Raw genomic sequence first — 16,907 nt, forward strand, 5'->3', positions numbered from 1 at the left:
AAATGCAGTCAAGTGTGGGAGCTGGCTTGCCTGCGATAGCGGTCTTCCAGATGCACCTTCATTGCCTGACACACCGCTATCGCAGGCAAGCCAGCTCCCACATTTTTGATCGCGTTCCACGCCTGAAACCTAATAACAAGAATTCCCCGGGAGCCCGCTCATGTCGGTCGATCCGCAACACCTGCTTCGCGAGCTGTTTGCCACAGCCATCGACGCCGCCCACCCCCGGCAAGTCCTCGAACCTTATCTGCCCGCCGACCGTACCGGTCGTGTGATCGTCATCGGTGCCGGCAAAGCCGCAGCAGCCATGGCGCAAGTGGTGGAAAACGCCTGGCAAGGCGAAGTCTCAGGCCTGGTGGTCACCCGCTACGGCCACGGCGCACCCTGCAAGAAAATCGAAGTGGTCGAAGCCGCGCATCCGGTACCGGATGCTGCCGGCCTGGCCGTCGCCAAGCGTGTACTGGAGCTGATCAGCCACCTTGAGGAAGACGACCGGGTGATCTTCCTGCTCTCCGGCGGTGGCTCTGCACTGCTCGCCCTTCCGGCACAAGGCATCACCCTGGCCGACAAGCAAGCCATCAACAAAGCCCTGCTCAAATCCGGCGCCACCATCGGCGAGATGAATTGCGTGCGCAAGCACCTCTCGGCAATCAAAGGGGGTCGACTGGCCAAGGCCTGCTGGCCGGCAACGGTCTACACCTACGCGATTTCCGACGTGCCGGGCGACCAGGCCACGGTCATCGCTTCCGGTCCCACCGTCGGCGACCCGAGCACTTCGCAACAAGCCCTGGCGATTCTCAAGCGCTACCAGATCGAAATCCCCGCGTCCGTGCGCACTTGGTTGCAGAGCCCGGAATCGGAAACCGTCAAACCCGGCGACCCGTGCCTGGCGCGCAGTCACTTCCAATTGATCGCCCGCCCGCAACAGTCTCTGGAGGCGGTGGCGGTCAAAGTCCGCCAGGCCGGGTTCAGCCCGTTGATCCTCGGCGACCTGGAAGGTGAAGCCCGGGATGTGGCCAAGGTTCATGCCGGTATTGCCCGGCAAATCATCCTGCACGGCCAGCCTCTGGCGGCACCTTGCGTGATTCTGTCCGGCGGCGAAACCACGGTCACCGTGCGCGGCAACGGCCGTGGCGGGCGTAACGCCGAATTCCTGCTGAGCCTGACCGACAGCCTCAAGGGCCTGCCCGGCGTCTACGCCCTGGCCGGTGATACCGACGGCATCGACGGCTCCGAAGACAACGCCGGAGCAATCATGACCCCAACCAGCTACGCCCGTGCCGAAGCCCTTGGCCTGTCGGCCAGCGACGAGCTGGACAACAACAATGGCTACGGCTACTTCGCCGCACTCGACGGGTTGATCATCACCGAGCCGACCCGTACCAACGTCAACGACTTCCGCGCCATTCTGATCCTCGAGAGCCCTGAAAGAGAGTCCCCTGAACATGACGCCTGACAAGAAAGTCAAAATCCTCGCCACCCTGGGCCCGGCCACCGACAGCCTTGAAGACATTCGCGACCTGGTAAAAGCCGGGGTGAACATCTTTCGCCTCAACTTCAGCCATGGCGAACACGCCGACCATGCCCAGCGCTTTCAATGGATTCGCGAGGTGGAGAAACAGCTCAACTACCCCCTCGGCATCTTGATGGACCTGCAAGGGCCAAAGCTGCGGGTCGGGCGTTTTGCCGCCGGCAAGGTGCAACTGATTCGTGGCCAGGCCCTGCGCCTGGATCTGGACGAAACACCCGGCGACCAGCGCCGGGTCAACCTGCCCCACCCGGAAATCATCGCTGCCCTCGAACCCGGCATGGACCTGCTGCTGGACGACGGCAAGTTGCGCCTGCGGGTGATCACCAAATATGCCGACGCCATCGACACTACGGTGCTCAACGGCGGCGAGCTGTCGGACCGCAAAGGGGTGAACGTGCCCCAGGCCTTGCTGGAATTAAGCCCGCTGACCGCCAAGGACCGTCGCGACCTGAGCTTCGGCCTGGAGCTGGGCGTGGACTGGGTGGCGCTGTCATTTGTGCAGCGTCCGGAAGATATTCGTGAGGCCCGTGGATTGATCGGCGACAAGGCCTTCTTGATGGCGAAGATCGAGAAGCCCTCGGCGGTTCAACACCTGCAACAAATCGCCGAACTGAGCGACGCGATCATGGTCGCCAGAGGGGATCTCGGCGTGGAGGTTCCGGCCGAAAGCGTGCCGCAGATCCAGAAAGACATCATCAGCACCTGCCGCCAGTTGGGCAAACCGGTGGTGGTGGCGACTCAGATGCTCGAGTCCATGCGTTTCTCGCCAGCCCCGACCCGTGCCGAAGTCACCGACGTGGCCAACGCCGTGGCCGAAGGCGCCGACACGGTGATGCTGTCGGCGGAAACTGCTTCCGGGGATTACCCGTTGGAAGCAGTGGAAATGATGAGCAAGATCATCCGCCAGGTCGAGGGTGGCCCGGACTACCAGACCCAACTCGATGTCAGCCGACCCAAGGCCGAGGCCACGGTGTCCGACGCCATCAGCTGTGCGATCCGTCGTATCAGCAGCATTCTGCCGGTGGCGGTGCTGGTGAACTACAGCGAGTCCGGCGCCTCCAGCCTGCGAGCGGCACGGGAACGACCGTCGGTGCCAATCCTCAACCTGACACCGAACCTGTCGACGGCGCGTCGCTTGAGCGTGGCGTGGGGTGTGCATTCGGTGGTCAATGATCGGCTGCGGCAGGTGGACGAGGTGTGTTCCACCGCGCTGGAGATTGCCCAGGCCCAAGGTATGGCGAAGCGTGGGGATACGTTGGTGATTACAGCGGGTGTGCCGTTTGGGCAGCCGGGGTCGACCAATTCGTTGCGCATAGAGACATTGATTTAGCGCCTGTTCAGGCCTCATCGCAGGCAAGCCAGCTCCCACATTTGACTGGGTTCACACATCAAAATGTGGGAGCCGGGCTTGCCCGCGATTGGGGACAACTCGGTCTCACAGACTCACCATCATGCCCAACCAATCCTGCCCCGACTGGGCCGAAGCTTTGCTCAACGGCTTCAGCCAAATCTTCCTCCAGCGTCACCCACTGTGCGGCCTGCTCTGCCTGTTGGCCATCCTGACAGGCGCCCCGGGCTTGCTCGGCGGCGCACTGCTGGGCGGGGTTGCCGGCCTGCTCACGGCCCAGCGCCGGGGTTATCCCAAGGCTGAGCGCCAGGCCGGGCTCTACAGCTACAACGGTGTGCTGCTGGGTTTGCTGATCAGCCAGCATTTCGCCTGGTCCGCCCTGTTGCCACCGTTGATTCTCGCCAGCGGCGGCCTCAGTGCGATCCTCATCCGCCAATGGCTCAAACGCGCCACCCGTCCCGATGACCTGCCCGCCTATACCTTGCCCTTTGTCGTATTGGTCTGGTTGCTGCTCGGCGCTCCTGCGGCAACGGCTTTGGCAGCGATTGAACCTGGCACCTGGGCATTGCTCAGTGCGCCATTCACCGGACTGGCGCAAGTCATCCTGCTCGACCATCCATTGGCCGGGCTGTTGATCGCCCTCGGCCTGTTCCTCGCCAACCGCCGCGCCGCGTTGTGGGCACTGCTCGGTGCCAGCCTCGGCGTACTGATCGCCCTGCTATCGGGCGAACCCGCCAGCGCCTTGCTCGGCCTGAACAGCTATAACCCGGCGCTGGCGGCCCTGGCCCTCTGTCAGTACCGCCGCCGACCCTGGTTGCCGCTGATCGGCATCGTGCTGTCGATCCTCATCACCCCTGGTTTTGCCGCCCTGAATCTGCCCGCGCTGACCGCACCGTTTATTCTTGCCTGCTGGCTCGTCCACACCGGCCGCAGGCTGATGCAACGGACCAGCGTGGACAGCCCGTTCGAATCCCCCTAGGCTTCCCGGATCTTCGGTTCAGGCGATTTTCATGGACAGCAACAAACATTGGCGTGAACGGCTCTACGTGATGGTGTTCCAAAGCGACACCCCGGCCGGCCGCCGTTTCGACAGCACCCTGCTGCTGATCATCCTCGCAAGCCTGGTGATCGTGATCCTCGACAGCATCCAGTCGGTCCACGATAACTACGCCGACGTGCTGGCCTACATCGAGTGGGGCTTCACCGTCATCTTCGCCATCGAGTACGGGCTGCGGCTGTATTGCTCGCCCAAGCCGTTGCGCTATGCCTTCAGCTTTTATGGCCTGGTGGACCTGCTGGCCATCGTCCCCGGGATCCTTGCGCTGTATTACAGCGATGCCCAGTACCTGCTGATCATCCGTATCATCCGGATGCTGCGGATTTTCCGCGTGCTCAAGCTCGGCCCGTACCTCAAACAGGCCAACTACCTGATGTCGGCGCTGCGGGGCAGCAAGCAGAAAATCGTGGTGTTCCTGCTCAGCGTCTGCACCCTGGTGACGGTGTTCGGCACGTTGATGTACGTGATCGAAGGCCCGGAACATGGCTTTACCAGCATCCCCAAGGGCATCTATTGGGCAATCGTGACCCTGACCACCGTGGGTTTTGGCGACATCGTGCCCGTCACCCCACTAGGCCAGGTGATTTCGTCGCTGGTGATGATCACCGGTTACTCGATCATCGCCGTGCCTACCGGGATCTTCACCGCCGAACTGGCCAACGCCATGCGCGGCGAACTGCTGCAACATGACTGCCCGGTGTGCAAGAAAGACACCCATGAACCGAATGCAGCATTTTGTTCGCGCTGCGGCAACGGGCTTTTCAAGAAAATGGAATAAGCAAAGTTCTTTTTAATCTTTAAACGACTAAACGGGTACAGCTATAGTCGGTGGCATATTGCCCTCACGTAACCCAACAACAAGGAATGAGCAGTGAAAAAACTCCTTAGCGCCTCTCTTCTGACCGCCGGCCTCGCCCTGGCTGGCGCCGTCCAGGCCGCACCGACCACCCTGCTCAACGTCTCCTACGACGTGATGCGTGACTTCTACAAAGACTACAACGCCGCCTTCCAGAAGCACTGGGCAGCCGAGCACCCGGACGACAAGCTCACCTTGCAGATGTCCTTTGGCGGCTCCAGTAAACAGGCACGCTCGGTAATCGACGGCCTGCCGGCTGACGTCATTACCATGAACATGGCCACCGACATCAACGCCCTGGTGGACAACGGCAAACTGGTGCCCGACAACTGGGTCACCCGCCTGCCGAACAACAGTGCGCCGTTCACCTCGGCCACCGTATTCATCGTGCGCAAGGGCAACCCCAAGGCGCTCAAAGACTGGCCGGACCTGCTCAAGGATGGCGTGCAAGTCATCGTGCCTAACCCGAAGACGTCCGGTAACGGCCGCTACACCTACCTGTCAGCCTGGGGCTACGTGCTGAAGAACGGCGGCGACGAAAACAAGGCCAAGGCCTTTGTCGGCAAGCTGTTCAAACAGGCTCCCGTGCTGGATACCGGCGGCCGTGCAGCCACCACCACCTTCATGACCAACCAGATCGGCGACGTGCTGGTGACCTTTGAGAACGAAGCGGAAATGATTGCCCGTGAATTCGGCCGTGATCAGTTCGAAGTGATCTACCCAAGCGTCTCCGCCGAAGCCGAACCGCCGGTGTCGGTGGTCGATAAGGTGGTCGACAAGAAAGGCACCCGCGCAGCTGCCGAGGACTACCTGAAATACCTGTGGTCGCCGGAAGGCCAGGAAATTGCTGCCAACAACTACCTGCGTCCACGTGACCCGGCCGTGCTGGCCAAGTACACCGACCGTTTCCCGAAAGTCGACTTCCTGTCGGTAGAGAAGACCTTTGGTGACTGGCGCACCGTGCAGAAGACCCACTTCAATGATGGCGGGGTGTTTGACCAGATCTACACCGGGCAATAAAGCCTGAGCTGAAAGAATGTGGTCAGTGTGGGAGCTGGCTTGCCTGCGATGGCATCACCTCGACTTTACTGAAAGACCGAGTTGTTCGCATCGCAGGCAAGCCAGCTCCCACATTTATTTCTGTGTTCTGCCGTTACATCGGCGGTGTCACGCCATCCTTGCCTGCCGAAATCGCCTGGGCCGTAATCGTCCCATCAGCGCCCTTGGCCGCAAACATCACCACCTTCACTCCCGCCTTCAACAAACTGCGATCCCCTGGTTCCAGGTTGACGATCGGCACATCATCCGGCACCACGATTTTCTGCTCGCCCCCCTTGTATTTGACCGTCAGGGTCCGGCCATGGCTGATCACCAGATCACCCACGGTGCCGTTGGTCATACTGCTGCCCTCTTTCAGGTCGAAGGCCCGATGCCCATCACCCGTGCCCGCCATCGCGGGGGGGAACACATGAATTTCCAGCGCGGTCAGGGTGCCATCTGCGTTAGGCATGGCCGCCGAGCCGATATAGCTGCCGGGCTTGATGTCTTCGATTTTGGCCAGGGTCACGGCGCGGACCTGGGTGTCCTTGGTCAGGTGCACGGTGACGTCTTCACCGCTATTGACCTTGACGTGCATGGCATCGCCGTCCATTGCCGTAATGGCGCCGCGCACGCCGATACGCGGGGCGTCCTGAGCCTGGGCCACGCCCAGGGTCATGAACGCGGCCAGGCTTGAGGCCAGGAGCATTGTGTTGAATGTCATCTTCATGGCAGTCGATTTCCTGTTTTTGCAGTTGTGACTGAATGTATCATTGAGCCTCGGCTTGAAAGTTAACGTTTCAGTCATTAATGCCCGGCATGAGTGTTATCACCGTAAACGGCCTACTCCCTCCAGGGTTTGGTCTCTACTCTCGCTCGCCATCTTCCGCTTTTTATGAGAACGCCATGAACGCTACGCCTCACGCTGCAAGCACCATGACCCGGGGTATGGTGATGCTGTTTGCGTTCTGTTGCGGCGCCATCGTCGCCAACATCTATTACGCACAACCAATCATCGAACTGATCGCTCCGGACATTGGTATCAGTCCGGCTTTGGCTAGTTTGATCGTGTCCCTGACGCAGATCGGTTATGCCCTGGGCCTGTTCTTCCTGGTGCCGTTGGGTGACTTGCTGGAAAATCGCCGCTTGATGATCATCACAACCGTGGTGGCCATTGCCAGCCTGTTGGGTGCGGCGTTCACCGAACAGCCGAATCTGTTCCTGCTGGTGTCGTTGCTGATCGGCTTCAGTTCAGTCTCGGTACAGATCCTGATCCCGTTGGCGGCGCACCTCGCGCCGGCGGAGTCCCGTGGCCGGGTGGTCGGCAGCATCATGGGCGGCCTGCTGCTGGGCATCCTGCTGGCACGGCCGGTGTCCAGTGTGGTGGCCGATCACTTCGGCTGGCGTGCAATGTTCATGGCAGCCGCTGCCTTGATGGCGGTGATCAGCGTGGTGCTGCTGTTGACCATTCCCAAGCGCCAGCCCGATCACGCCGCCAGTTATGGCCAGTTATTGCGCTCCCTGGGCACGCTGTTGCGCCAACAGCCGGTCCTGCGCCAACGCGCGTTTTATCAAGGCTGTATGTTCGCCACCTTCAGCCTGTTCTGGACCGCTGCTCCTTTGGAGCTGGTACGCAACCACGGCCTGAGCCAAACCCAGATCGCAATCTTCGCCCTGGTGGGTGCCATCGGTGCCATAGCCGCCCCTATCGCCGGGCGCCTGGCAGATGCCGGGCATACCCATAAAGCCTCGTTGCTGGCGATGCTATTTGCCGCATTGAGCTTCCTGCCAGCTTTCGTCCATCCGCTCTACAGCGTAATTGGCTTGGCGGTAACCGGCGTGGTCCTGGACTTCTGCGTGCAGATGAACATGGTCCTCGGCCAACGCGCCATCTACGCCCTCGACGCCCACAGCCGCAGCCGCCTGAACGCGCTGTACATGACCAGCATCTTCATCGGCGGCGCCTTTGGTTCGGCGATTGCCAGCAGCGTGTATGAACACGGCGGCTGGCTGGGGGTGATGCTGGTGGGCAGTGCATTCCCGCTGGTGGCACTGTTGCGCTTCGTCAGTACTTCACGCCAGGCCTCGGTTGCTACCGCCTGAAGAGAGGGCGCAGCGAGCCCTGCTCGGGTGCGCCCTCTCTCTGGGTTGCTAACGGGACTTGCCAGCCGTCTGGCTGGGCGGTGTCATGAACAGTTGCAGCAATTGCGCAAAAAACCCTGCCAGGGTCTGGATGAGCGTTTCGATTACCCCTGAAGGCCGATCCGGTATTTCATCGGGTGTTGGGGCCGGGGGCGGCTGGGGAGCCTCCCGGCCGCCCCACAGCACATCGGCCGGCCTGATCCCCCCCATGCTCTTGACTAACAGGTCCGCGCTGCCTGTTCCCTTGAGGTCGATCGCCAGGCTCGACTGACCCGTGCTCGCGTCGTACTTGAGCACCGCCTCACCCGCGCGGCCACTGAATCGATCCGTAAACACCAGGGCCCGCACACCCGCCTCTTTCAAGGCGCCCGATACATCGATCTTGTCGGTGCCGCTGGTGAAATCTTCGATCATGTCCGGGCTCTGCGGCATAGAATCGCTGGCCTTATCGTAGACAAACGTATCCGCGCCTCCCCCTCCTCTCAACCGGTCGGCGCCAAGGCCACCCTTAAGCCGATTGGCAGCCTCATTACCCATCAACGTGTCGCGGCCAGCGCCGCCGACGGCATTTTCAATCGTGCACCCCTTGGCAATGGACACATTGCCCTTCAACCCGCCTACGTCAGAGAACGACTCGGCTTTCAGGTTGATGTTCTGGTCCTGTGAGAATCCGGAAAAATCCAGGGTATCGACCCCCCCTCCATCCCAGACACAGAACACGGGCTTGTCCCTGGCACTTTTAAGGCTCAGCACCTCACGTTCGGTATTGGAATTGAAGCCATAGATGGTGTCGGTATTGCGTGTCTGGTGATTGGCCCCATAGAGGCGCTGCACCGCCGCAATATCATCCATCATGGGCGCGGACGGATTGATTCCCCTGAAGTCATGGCCGGTTTGATGTTTCTCCGACCAGTAGCTCATTACCGTGCGTGCCTTTGTATCCTGGGCATAGACAGCACCCTGCTCATAACGGGGATTGCCACCGTTATAATTCCCCGGATGCTGCAGGCCGATGGCATGGCCGATTTCGTGAACAGCCGTGACCGAGAAATGGCTGCCCAGCGCGGGCGAACGCGCCCCGCCCAGCGTACCGATCGTGGCACTGGTACGGGCATTGAAACGATTGGGTGAGCTGGCAACACCTCGATCACCGCGGGGGTTATTGTGGATGCTGAGCACGCCGTCCGTCCCGGACGACTGCTCGCGGAAGTTAATATTGGCCACGTCCTGCCAGGATTGGACTGCCTGGTGAACACGCTGCTGTTGCTGGGTGTCGAAACTCTTGTCGACCGTGTAGTGCAGATCAATTTTTCCATCCGCATTACGGTCGTGAAAACGCAAGTTTTCCCGAGTGATTTGTCTGGCGGCCTGATCCGTTGTAAAGCTTGGTTTGCTGCTGGCGCCGACCCCAAACGGGCCGGGGTCAGAGACAGGCAAACCCGGGTAAGTATCAAAACAACAAGAATCAACAACTTTCATGACATGCGCCTCGTCTAGGTTAATCAAAACGCGTATCGAATTGAGTCACTTCGTTCTCTGACGAAGCCTGGGTTATCCAACGCCCACCCAATCGACACCGCAAATTAACGTCGCACGTCAAAAAAACTCAGACAATCCTTATTGTATCTCCGACTGAAACGCCTACCGGTCGTGCAACATGCGCTCAGAAAATGATTAATTCATTTGCAATTTAAACATTCAAAAACACAAACTTTTATTCAATAGCGATTTGTTTTAACTGGAAAAAACAAAAAATAAAAAATATGCCTCAACTCAAGCAGGCGTTTTCTTATCTTGCCACGATATGTTTACTCAACTTTTTCATGACGCGTTTTACTGCGCACACCTGACATTTCAAACAGGGCGACAAAAGGCTGAATATCTAACCGGCAAAGTGAAACCCGTGTGGGAGCTCCCGAGCTTTAGCGAGGCTGCGATGACGTCGGCACAACCTGCATTGATGTTGCCTGATCCATCGCTATCGCAGTCTCGCTAAAGCTCGAGAGCTCCCACAGTTGATCTTCACGGCCTGGGGCACCGCTAGATCACTCGCCCATCCCACCCCACCGTCACATGCCTTGGCAGCTCGCGACGGTGCTGCATCAACCAAGCATCCAACGTATGCCCGACATGGGTCAGCACCCCCTGCTCGGCCTTCACCTCGTCAATGCACTGCAATGCCAACGTCAGGTCATTGTGATTGCGCGGTGCCTGGGGTTGTGGCGGCATGGAACAGTCGATCACCAGCACATCCAGCTTTTCCCGTTGCAGCCAGACGGTGGTGGCGGATGGCAGGCCGGTAGTGTCGGTGAGGTAGGCGATGCGTCGCCCTTGCCCTTCCAGCAGATAGCCGAGGGTCGGTTTGGAGTGTTGCAGCGGCAACGCGGTGACGGTCAGCTCGCCAAACTGGCGGCTTTCAAACTCGGCAAAGGGTTGGCTGAAATCGAGGATGCCAGGGTGTTTGTAGAGGTCAGACAGGCCTTCCGGGTCCACCGGACCGTGAACCGGGATGATCAGGCCCTGGCCCCAGCGCAAATGCAGCAGGCCTTGGGCATGGTCGGCGTGGTAGTGGGTCTGCAGAATCCCGTTGAAGCTGCGCGGCGGGAAACGCTCGGTCAGGTCCGGCAACCCGCTGTCGATCAACCAGCGTTGGTCGCCGCACTCGATCAGCGCACTGCACGGTCGACGACGCAGGCTTTCATCACTGCGGGCCAACCCGCAGGCCGCGCAGTCGCAGCCATAGACCGGGACTTGGCGGGCATCGCCGGTGCCGAGCAAGGTCAGGCGCATGCGGGATGTCCGTCGAGGCAGCCCAGCAAGCGTTCGACGGTGAGCGCCAGCGCGCCGGAGTTGTCGAGCAGAAACACGTCTGGCGCAGCGATCAGGCTGTCACTGAACCGCGCATTACGCGCCAGCCGCTCATCAATATCAGCGATGGACTCGCGGCCCCGCGCCAGCAACCGCTGGCGCAACACAGCCTGATCAACGCTCAGCAACACCACCAGCAACGTCGGATAACGCAATCGGGTTTGCGCCAGGTGGCCACGGGAGCCGTTGACCAGCACGTCCTCTCCCGCCGCCAGCCAATCATCGATTTCCCGTGGGATTCCATAGGACAAGCCGTTGGCCTGCCAACTGAGGGCAAACGCGCCCTCTGCGTCCATTGCGGCAAATTGTTCAGGGCTGACGCCCTGAGCCGCCTCGCCCGCCGCTTCCGCCGAACGGGTGATGACCCGCCGTACAATGCGGCAGCCGCGTTCGGCCAACCGCGCACGTGCAGCATCCAGCAGGCTGTCCTTGCCCGAACCCGATGGTCCGATGAGATAGATCAACCTGCCCGCCATCAAAACACCCTCTTCGCTTGTCGCCAGACTTGTTGGACCACTGGCAGCCCGTCTTGGGCCCTGGCTTGTACCAGATCTGCCCGCAGGCCGATGGCAATTTCGCCGCGATCACTCAAGCCCGCCGCGCGTGCGGGCGCCAGGCTGATCATCTTGACCGCCTGAGGCAGATCGCAGTCGTTGTCCGGAGCGGCCAGTGCAAAGGCCGCTTGCAGCAGGCTGGCCGGGTAGTAGTCACTGGAAAGTATATCCAGCAATCCTTCGGCAGCCAGGCCGGCGGCGGCCACATTACCCGAGTGCGACCCACCACGCACCACGTTCGGCGCGCCCATCAACACTTTCATGTTCAGTTGCCGGCAGCCACGCGCAGCCTCCAGTGTGGTGGGGAACTCGGCGATGGTCATGCCGTAGCGTGCCGACTCCTCGACATGGGCCAAGGTGGCATCGTCGTGACTGGCCACCGACAACCCACGCGCCAGGCAATGCTCGACGATGGCGGCGCGGTAGCGGTCGCTGTACGTCTTCGAATTGGCCATTTGTTGCACGATAAAGGCGTCCATGGTCTCGTCGCTCAAGTGGTACTTGCCCATGTAGTACTCACGGTACTTGGACTCCAGCACAAATTGGCGCTGGCCCGGCGAGTGGTCCATCACCGACACCAGTTGCACCAGCGGGTTTTCTACCAAATCGCGGAACACGCTCAAGGTGTCCGGGTGGCACAGCTCGCAACGCAGGTGCAGGCGGTGCTCGGCGCGGGTCAGGCCGGCACCTTGTGCCGAGGTGATAGCGTTGAGCATCGCCGGCAATTTCTGCATGCGATTGCCCTTGGGATTGACGTCGCCGATGGACACCGCGTCGAACACCGTGGTGATACCGGCCGCGATGATTTGCGCATCATGGCTGAGCACCGCCGAGGTCGAAGGCCAGTCCACACCGGGGCGTGGGGTCATGTGTTTTTCCAGGTTATCGGTGTGCAACTCCACCAGGCCCGGCAGCAGGAAATCGCCATTGAGGTCCTGGGCCTGAGGCAGTTGGCTGCGGCCTTCGGCCAGGTCGACGATCATCCCGTCACGCAGGACCACAGTGCCGAGAAACACGCGATCAGCGGTGACCAGTCGGGCATTGCTGAGGATCTGTTCAGCGGGCATGGGCGTATTCCTCTTCGGCGATGGCAGTGGGGGTCATGTCGAAATGACGATCGGCGACCGCTTCACGGGCGGCGCGGTCGTGGAAGATGCCAATCAGCGCAGCGCCGCCGGCCTTGGCTTCGCTCATCAGTTCCAGCACCACTTGGCGGTTGCTCTCATCCAGCGATGCGGTGGGCTCATCCAGCAGCATCACCGGCCAGGCCACCATGAAGCCGCGAGCGATATTGACCCGCTGTTGTTCGCCACCGGAGAAGGTGCCGGGTGCCAACTGCCACAGGCGTTGCGGGATGTTGAGACGGGTCAGCAAGTGTTCGGCCCGTACTTGCGCGTCGGCCTTGGACCAGCCGCGAGCCAGGGCCGGCTCCATCACTACGTCCAGGCAGGCCACCCGGGGGATCACCCGCAGAAACTGGCTGACGTAGCCGAGAGTCTGCTGACGCACCTGCAACACCGCCCTCGGCTCGGCGCCCACCAACTCCAGCCAGGCACCGGCATGCTGCACACGAATGCTGCCGCCCGCCGGTAAATAGTTACCGTACAAGGTGCGCAGCAGCGTGCTTTTACCGGCGCCGGACTGGCCATGCAACACCAGGCATTCGCCGCCCCGCACACTGAATTCCACCCCGCGCAGCACGTTCAACACCACGCCGTGTTGCTGGTGCAGGGTGAAGGTTTTCGAGAGGTCACGGACCTCGATCAAGGTATTCATCATGGCTGCAATACCGAAGACACCAGCAGTTGAGAGTAAGGGTGCTGTGGATCGTCGAGGATCTGGTCCGTCAGCCCGGTTTCCACCACACGGGAACGGCGCATCACCATCAAGCGGTCGGCCAGCAAGCGCGCCACCGCCAGGTCATGGGTGACGATCACCACGGCCAAGTCCAGCTCGCGTACCAAGCCGCGCAGCAGGTCGAGCAAGCGCGCTTGCACCGACACATCAAGGCCGCCGGTGGGCTCATCCATGAACACCAGGCGCGGGCTCGACACCAGGTTGCGGGCGATTTGCAGGCGCTGTTGCATGCCGCCGGAAAAGGTCCGGGGCAAGTCGTCGATGCGCAGCGGGTCGATTTCCACCTGGCTCAACCAGTCGAGCCCGGCGCCCCGCAGTTGCTGGTAGTTGCGCACGCCTTGGGCCATCAGGCGCTCACCGATATTGGCACCGGCGGAGACGCCCATACGCAGGCCATCCCGTGGGTTCTGTTCGACGAAGCCCCACTCGGTGCGCAACAAGGTGCGGCGTTCGGCTTCGCTGGCGCTATAAAGGTCGAGCCATTCGCCGTCCTTGCCGCGATAACCGATATGTCCGCCCTGCGGCGGCAAGCGACCACTGAGCAATGACAGCAAGGTGGATTTGCCTGAGCCGGACTCGCCGACAATCCCCAGCACTTCGCCGGGGTACAGGTCGAAGCTCACGTCCTGGCAGCCCTTCTCCTCGCCGTACAGCAGAGACAGGTCACGTACTTGCAACAAGGGTTGGCTCATTGGTTGTTCTCCTTGACCCGCTGGGCGCAGTACCAGGTGTCGGAACAGACAAAACTCTGGGTACCGGCATCGTCGAGAATCAGCTCATCGAGGAACGAATCGCGGCTGCCGCAAATGGCACAGCACTGCTCCCACTTCTGCGCTTCAAACGGGTGATCTTCAAAATCGAGGCTGGTGACCTGGGTATACGGCGGCACCGCGTACAGGCGCTTTTCCCGCCCTGCGCCGAACAGCATCAGCGCCGGGCTCATGTCGAGTTTCGGGTTGTCGAATTTGGGTATTGGCGACGGGTCCATCACATAGCGCTCATCGACCATCACCGGGTAGGCGTAGCTGGTGGCGATATGGCCGAAGGTGGCGATGTCCTCGTAGAGTTTCACGTGCATCACCCCGTAATCGTTCAAGGCGTGCATGGTGCGGGTCTCGGTTTCCGAGGGCTCGATAAAGCGCAACGGCTCGGGAATCGGTACCTGGTAGACCATGATCTGATCAACCTGCAACGGCGTTTCCGGGATGCGGTGGCGGGTCTGGATGACTGTCGCGTCGGGTGTGCTTTCGGTGGTGGCGACGCCGGCAGTCCGGGCGAAAAAACGGCGGATCGATACCGCGTTGGTGGTGTCATCTGCGCCTTGGTCGATGACCTTGAGTACGTCATCGGCCCCCAGAATCGCGGCGGTCAATTGCATGCCGCCGGTGCCCCATCCATAAGGCAACGGCATCTCACGGCCGCCGAAGGGCACCTGGTAACCGGGGATCGCCACAGCCTTGAGCAAGGCGCGGCGGATCATGCGTTTGGTCTGTTCATCCAGGTAGGCGAAGTTGTACGCCGGGTCACGTACAGGCGCTTGCGTCAGGTCATTCATGGCGGGTGCCCTCGGCCGGTTGGCGCAGTTTGCGGATCAGTTCCAGCTCGGACTGGAAGTCCACGTAATGAGGCAATTTGAGGTGCGAGACGAAGCCGGCGGCCTCGACGTTGTCGCAGTGGGCCAGGACAAATTCTTCCTGCTGGGCCGGCGAGACGACTTCTTCGTTGAACTCCGCCGCGCGCAGGGAGCGGTCCACCAGCGCCATGCCCATGGCCTTGCGTTCAGCGTGACCGAAGGCCAGGCCATAACCCCGCGTGAATTGCGCCAGCTCCGTGCCCGAGCCGACGAACTGGTTGACCATCTCGCACTCGGTCACTTCGATGCGGCCCAGGCAGACCGGGAAGCCCAGCTCTTCAGGGTCGATCCACACCTCGACATCGCCGATGCGGATCTCCCCGGCAAATGGGTGGTTGCGGCCGTAACCGCGTTGGGTCGAGTAACCCAGGGCCAGCAGGAAACCTTCGTCGCCACGGGCCAGGGCCTGCAAGCGCTGGGCGCGGCTGGCGGGATATTCCAGCGGGTCGCGGGTGATGTCGGCGACGCTGCCGGTGTCGTCGGACTCGTTCTTGATCAGGCCTTCTTTGGCCAGCAAACCGAGAACGCGGGGGCACGGTTCCAGGCGGGTCTCAGTGGTCTGTGGGCCGGGATATTCGCCGTCGGCCAGCAGCGCAAAGTCCAACAGGCGATGGGTGTAATCAAACGTCGGGCCCAGCAGTTGGCCGCCGGGCACATCCTTGAACGTGGCGGACAAACGCCGGCTCAGCACCATCTGCGCCGTATCAATCGGCATGCTTGGGCTAAAGCGCGGCAACGTAGTGCGGTAGGCCCGCAGCAGGAAGATCGCTTCCACCAGATCCCCTGCCGCCTGCTTGATCGCCAGCGCGGCCAGTTCTTCGTCATACAGCGAGCCTTCACTCATCACCCGGGCCACGGCCAGGGGCAACTGCTGGCGGATCTGCTCGACACTCAGCTCGGTAATGGCGGTATCGCCCCGGCGCTTTTTCGCCAGCAGACGGTGGGCATTGTCGATGGCCTGTTCGCCACCCTTGACGGCTACGTACATCAGGCAAGCTCCTCTACGATTCGGGTGCTGCGAGGCAGGCCGATCAGTTGGTGGGCGGCTGCGAACAGCACGTCCAGGCCACGGGGGAAGGCTTCACGGCGTTGGCGCTCCAGCCAGAAGCCACGGGGCAGCGGCAGGCTGACCCGGCGCACGGTTTCGATTCCCGGGCCGCGCCAGTTCAAACCATCGCCGGACTCCAGATCGGGTAACTGGACCAACAAGGTGCAGGACTGATCCGGATAACGGTCATTGCCGTGGTCGAAGCCGCCGAGGTCCGACAGGTCCTGCTCGCCGAGCAAGGCGAATGCAGCCTCCTCCCGGCGTGTGATCAGCGGGCAACCGCAGTGGAACGCCAGGTTGGCGCGAATCAGCGGTGTGTCGAACGCCGGCGCCAACCACAGCGGTGTGTCCACATCCAACAGCGCCAGACACAGCGCGTAGGTGGCCGGCGCCAAGCCTTCAAGGCTGGGCGCGGCAGGCAGCGACTGGATCAGACCGGGCTCGGCAAGCGCCTTGAGCGCCCCGCGAAAACCGCGCTGGGCGTCCAGCACCGGATCCACAAACGCCGGTTGCAAGCGTTGGGCATTCATCAGTTTTCTCCTCGAACCAACGTGAAAAACTCAACCTTGGTGGCAGCGGTGTCCGCCTCCTTTTGCGCCCGACGTTCAGCCTGGGCAGCGGCCAGCGAGGTGATCAATTCGCTGAGCCAAAGACTCGGTGGCGTGCCCTGCAAATGCGCATCGGCCAGGGCTGCCAGTTCGGCGTGGACCTTGTCGCGCCCGGCCAGATAGCTGTAGCCGGTGCGACCGTCGGCCAGACGCACCACGCAGCGGGTCACGCTCATTTCGCCGACGTTGAAGGGCGCACCATTGCCGCCCATGCGGCCACGGACCAGGGTCATGCCGATTTCCGGGGCGCGGATCAGTTGGTAATTCACGTCGCGCAAAGCATCTGCATGAGGTTGCAATTCACTGCGATGGGCGCGGGCAAGTACGCCGATCCAGTGTTGACGCGGGGACAGGTTCATCTGGGTCT

Annotated in this window: 17 protein-coding genes; 6 read left to right on the plus strand and 11 right to left on the minus strand. The window is 61.4% G+C overall.

Translation table 11 applies throughout. From position 1 onward, the window contains the following. Nucleotides 1–160: 160 nt before the first annotated feature. From GNF76_RS11330 to GNF76_RS11350, 5 genes are all read left to right on the plus strand, one after another. Nucleotides 161–1,456 (plus strand): glycerate kinase type-2 family protein, encoded by a 1,296-nt coding sequence (locus GNF76_RS11330; RefSeq protein WP_155583250.1) that lies wholly within the window; start codon nucleotides 161–163, stop codon nucleotides 1,454–1,456. Continuing rightward, nucleotides 1,446–2,861, plus strand: coding sequence for a pyruvate kinase (gene pyk, locus GNF76_RS11335; protein WP_155583251.1), 1,416 nt, complete (start codon nucleotides 1,446–1,448; stop codon nucleotides 2,859–2,861). Before GNF76_RS11330 ends, pyk begins: the two co-directional genes overlap by 11 nt. A 121-nt stretch (nucleotides 2,862–2,982) precedes the next feature. Beyond that, complete coding sequence (locus tag GNF76_RS11340) at nucleotides 2,983–3,858, plus strand: urea transporter (RefSeq protein WP_155583252.1); 876 nt, start codon at nucleotides 2,983–2,985, stop codon at nucleotides 3,856–3,858. A 31-nt stretch (nucleotides 3,859–3,889) separates the two neighbouring features. Beyond that, a complete protein-coding gene (locus tag GNF76_RS11345) occupies nucleotides 3,890–4,714 on the plus strand; it encodes an ion transporter (RefSeq protein WP_155583253.1) in 825 nt (274 codons plus the stop codon). Nucleotides 4,715–4,807: 93 nt separating this feature from the next. Beyond that, complete coding sequence (locus GNF76_RS11350; RefSeq protein WP_178123285.1) at nucleotides 4,808–5,812, plus strand: sulfate ABC transporter substrate-binding protein; 1,005 nt, start codon at nucleotides 4,808–4,810, stop codon at nucleotides 5,810–5,812. Between the two features lie 133 nt (nucleotides 5,813–5,945). Here the strand turns inward: GNF76_RS11350 and GNF76_RS11355 are convergent, their stop codons facing one another. Continuing rightward, nucleotides 5,946–6,560, minus strand: a complete 615-nt coding sequence (locus GNF76_RS11355) for a DUF5666 domain-containing protein (protein ID WP_155583254.1) — start codon at nucleotides 6,558–6,560, stop codon at nucleotides 5,946–5,948. Between the two features lie 176 nt (nucleotides 6,561–6,736). On the opposite strand from GNF76_RS11355, the gene GNF76_RS11360 reads away from it, so the two are divergent. Next, entirely contained in the window at nucleotides 6,737–7,933 is a 1,197-nt protein-coding gene (locus GNF76_RS11360; RefSeq protein ID WP_155583255.1) for an MFS transporter, read from the plus strand. 48 nt (nucleotides 7,934–7,981) lie between these two features. Here the strand turns inward: GNF76_RS11360 and GNF76_RS11365 are convergent, their stop codons facing one another. The 10 genes from GNF76_RS11365 to phnG all read right to left on the minus strand — a co-directional run bounded on the left by GNF76_RS11365 (nucleotide 7,982) and on the right by phnG (nucleotide 16,899). Further along, a complete protein-coding gene (locus GNF76_RS11365; RefSeq protein ID WP_155583256.1) occupies nucleotides 7,982–9,451 on the minus strand; it encodes a M10 family metallopeptidase C-terminal domain-containing protein in 1,470 nt (489 codons plus the stop codon). Between the two features lie 561 nt (nucleotides 9,452–10,012). Then, a complete protein-coding gene (gene phnP / locus GNF76_RS11370; protein ID WP_155583257.1) occupies nucleotides 10,013–10,762 on the minus strand; it encodes a phosphonate metabolism protein PhnP in 750 nt (249 codons plus the stop codon). Continuing rightward, on the minus strand, nucleotides 10,753–11,316 hold the full coding sequence (phnN, locus tag GNF76_RS11375) for a phosphonate metabolism protein/1,5-bisphosphokinase (PRPP-forming) PhnN (RefSeq protein ID WP_155583258.1): 564 nt from the start codon (nucleotides 11,314–11,316) through the stop codon (nucleotides 10,753–10,755). Before phnN ends, phnP begins: the two co-directional genes overlap by 10 nt. Beyond that, a complete protein-coding gene (locus tag GNF76_RS11380) occupies nucleotides 11,316–12,461 on the minus strand; it encodes an alpha-D-ribose 1-methylphosphonate 5-triphosphate diphosphatase (protein WP_155583259.1) in 1,146 nt (381 codons plus the stop codon). Before GNF76_RS11380 ends, phnN begins: the two co-directional genes overlap by 1 nt. Continuing rightward, the gene (gene phnL / locus GNF76_RS11385) at nucleotides 12,451–13,170 is read right to left on the minus strand and encodes a phosphonate C-P lyase system protein PhnL (RefSeq protein WP_155583404.1); all 720 of its coding nucleotides are present in this window, start codon (nucleotides 13,168–13,170) and stop codon (nucleotides 12,451–12,453) included. Before phnL ends, GNF76_RS11380 begins: the two co-directional genes overlap by 11 nt. Continuing rightward, complete coding sequence (gene phnK, locus GNF76_RS11390; RefSeq protein WP_155583260.1) at nucleotides 13,170–13,943, minus strand: phosphonate C-P lyase system protein PhnK; 774 nt, start codon at nucleotides 13,941–13,943, stop codon at nucleotides 13,170–13,172. The genes phnL and phnK overlap by 1 nt, the downstream gene beginning before the upstream one ends. Then, on the minus strand, nucleotides 13,940–14,806 hold the full coding sequence (locus GNF76_RS11395; RefSeq protein WP_155583261.1) for an alpha-D-ribose 1-methylphosphonate 5-phosphate C-P-lyase PhnJ: 867 nt from the start codon (nucleotides 14,804–14,806) through the stop codon (nucleotides 13,940–13,942). Before GNF76_RS11395 ends, phnK begins: the two co-directional genes overlap by 4 nt. Continuing rightward, entirely contained in the window at nucleotides 14,799–15,872 is a 1,074-nt protein-coding gene (locus GNF76_RS11400; RefSeq protein ID WP_155583262.1) for a carbon-phosphorus lyase complex subunit, read from the minus strand. Before GNF76_RS11400 ends, GNF76_RS11395 begins: the two co-directional genes overlap by 8 nt. Continuing rightward, complete coding sequence (gene phnH / locus GNF76_RS11405) at nucleotides 15,872–16,462, minus strand: phosphonate C-P lyase system protein PhnH (protein WP_155583263.1); 591 nt, start codon at nucleotides 16,460–16,462, stop codon at nucleotides 15,872–15,874. The genes GNF76_RS11400 and phnH overlap by 1 nt, the downstream gene beginning before the upstream one ends. Next, nucleotides 16,462–16,899, minus strand: a complete 438-nt coding sequence (phnG, locus tag GNF76_RS11410) for a phosphonate C-P lyase system protein PhnG (protein WP_155583264.1) — start codon at nucleotides 16,897–16,899, stop codon at nucleotides 16,462–16,464. Before phnG ends, phnH begins: the two co-directional genes overlap by 1 nt. Nucleotides 16,900–16,907 lie beyond the last annotated feature (8 nt).

It is taken from the genome of Pseudomonas spelaei (assembly GCF_009724245.1).
GTDB classification, from domain to species: Bacteria; Pseudomonadota; Gammaproteobacteria; order Pseudomonadales; family Pseudomonadaceae; genus Aquipseudomonas; species Aquipseudomonas spelaei.

What these genes read in the sequence shown, in the direction of transcription:
- GNF76_RS11400 (WP_155583262.1), bottom strand. Translation starts at nt 15,872, where the DNA reads ATGTACGTAGCCGTCAAGGGTGGCGAACAGGCCATCGACAATGCCCAC.
- GNF76_RS11380 (WP_155583259.1), bottom strand. Translation starts at nt 12,461, where the DNA reads ATGCCCGCTGAACAGATCCTCAGCAATGCCCGACTGGTCACCGCTGAT.
- GNF76_RS11330 (WP_155583250.1), top strand. Translation starts at nt 161, where the DNA reads ATGTCGGTCGATCCGCAACACCTGCTTCGCGAGCTGTTTGCCACAGCC.
- pyk (WP_155583251.1), top strand. Translation starts at nt 1,446, where the DNA reads ATGACGCCTGACAAGAAAGTCAAAATCCTCGCCACCCTGGGCCCGGCC.
- phnG (WP_155583264.1), bottom strand. Translation starts at nt 16,899, where the DNA reads ATGAACCTGTCCCCGCGTCAACACTGGATCGGCGTACTTGCCCGCGCC.
- phnL (WP_155583404.1), bottom strand. Translation starts at nt 13,170, where the DNA reads ATGAATACCTTGATCGAGGTCCGTGACCTCTCGAAAACCTTCACCCTG.
- phnH (WP_155583263.1), bottom strand. Translation starts at nt 16,462, where the DNA reads ATGAATGCCCAACGCTTGCAACCGGCGTTTGTGGATCCGGTGCTGGAC.
- GNF76_RS11365 (WP_155583256.1), bottom strand. Translation starts at nt 9,451, where the DNA reads ATGAAAGTTGTTGATTCTTGTTGTTTTGATACTTACCCGGGTTTGCCT.
- phnN (WP_155583258.1), bottom strand. Translation starts at nt 11,316, where the DNA reads ATGGCGGGCAGGTTGATCTATCTCATCGGACCATCGGGTTCGGGCAAG.
- phnK (WP_155583260.1), bottom strand. Translation starts at nt 13,943, where the DNA reads ATGAGCCAACCCTTGTTGCAAGTACGTGACCTGTCTCTGCTGTACGGC.
- GNF76_RS11395 (WP_155583261.1), bottom strand. Translation starts at nt 14,806, where the DNA reads ATGAATGACCTGACGCAAGCGCCTGTACGTGACCCGGCGTACAACTTC.
- GNF76_RS11345 (WP_155583253.1), top strand. Translation starts at nt 3,890, where the DNA reads ATGGACAGCAACAAACATTGGCGTGAACGGCTCTACGTGATGGTGTTC.
- GNF76_RS11360 (WP_155583255.1), top strand. Translation starts at nt 6,737, where the DNA reads ATGAACGCTACGCCTCACGCTGCAAGCACCATGACCCGGGGTATGGTG.
- GNF76_RS11355 (WP_155583254.1), bottom strand. Translation starts at nt 6,560, where the DNA reads ATGAAGATGACATTCAACACAATGCTCCTGGCCTCAAGCCTGGCCGCG.
- GNF76_RS11340 (WP_155583252.1), top strand. Translation starts at nt 2,983, where the DNA reads ATGCCCAACCAATCCTGCCCCGACTGGGCCGAAGCTTTGCTCAACGGC.
- phnP (WP_155583257.1), bottom strand. Translation starts at nt 10,762, where the DNA reads ATGCGCCTGACCTTGCTCGGCACCGGCGATGCCCGCCAAGTCCCGGTC.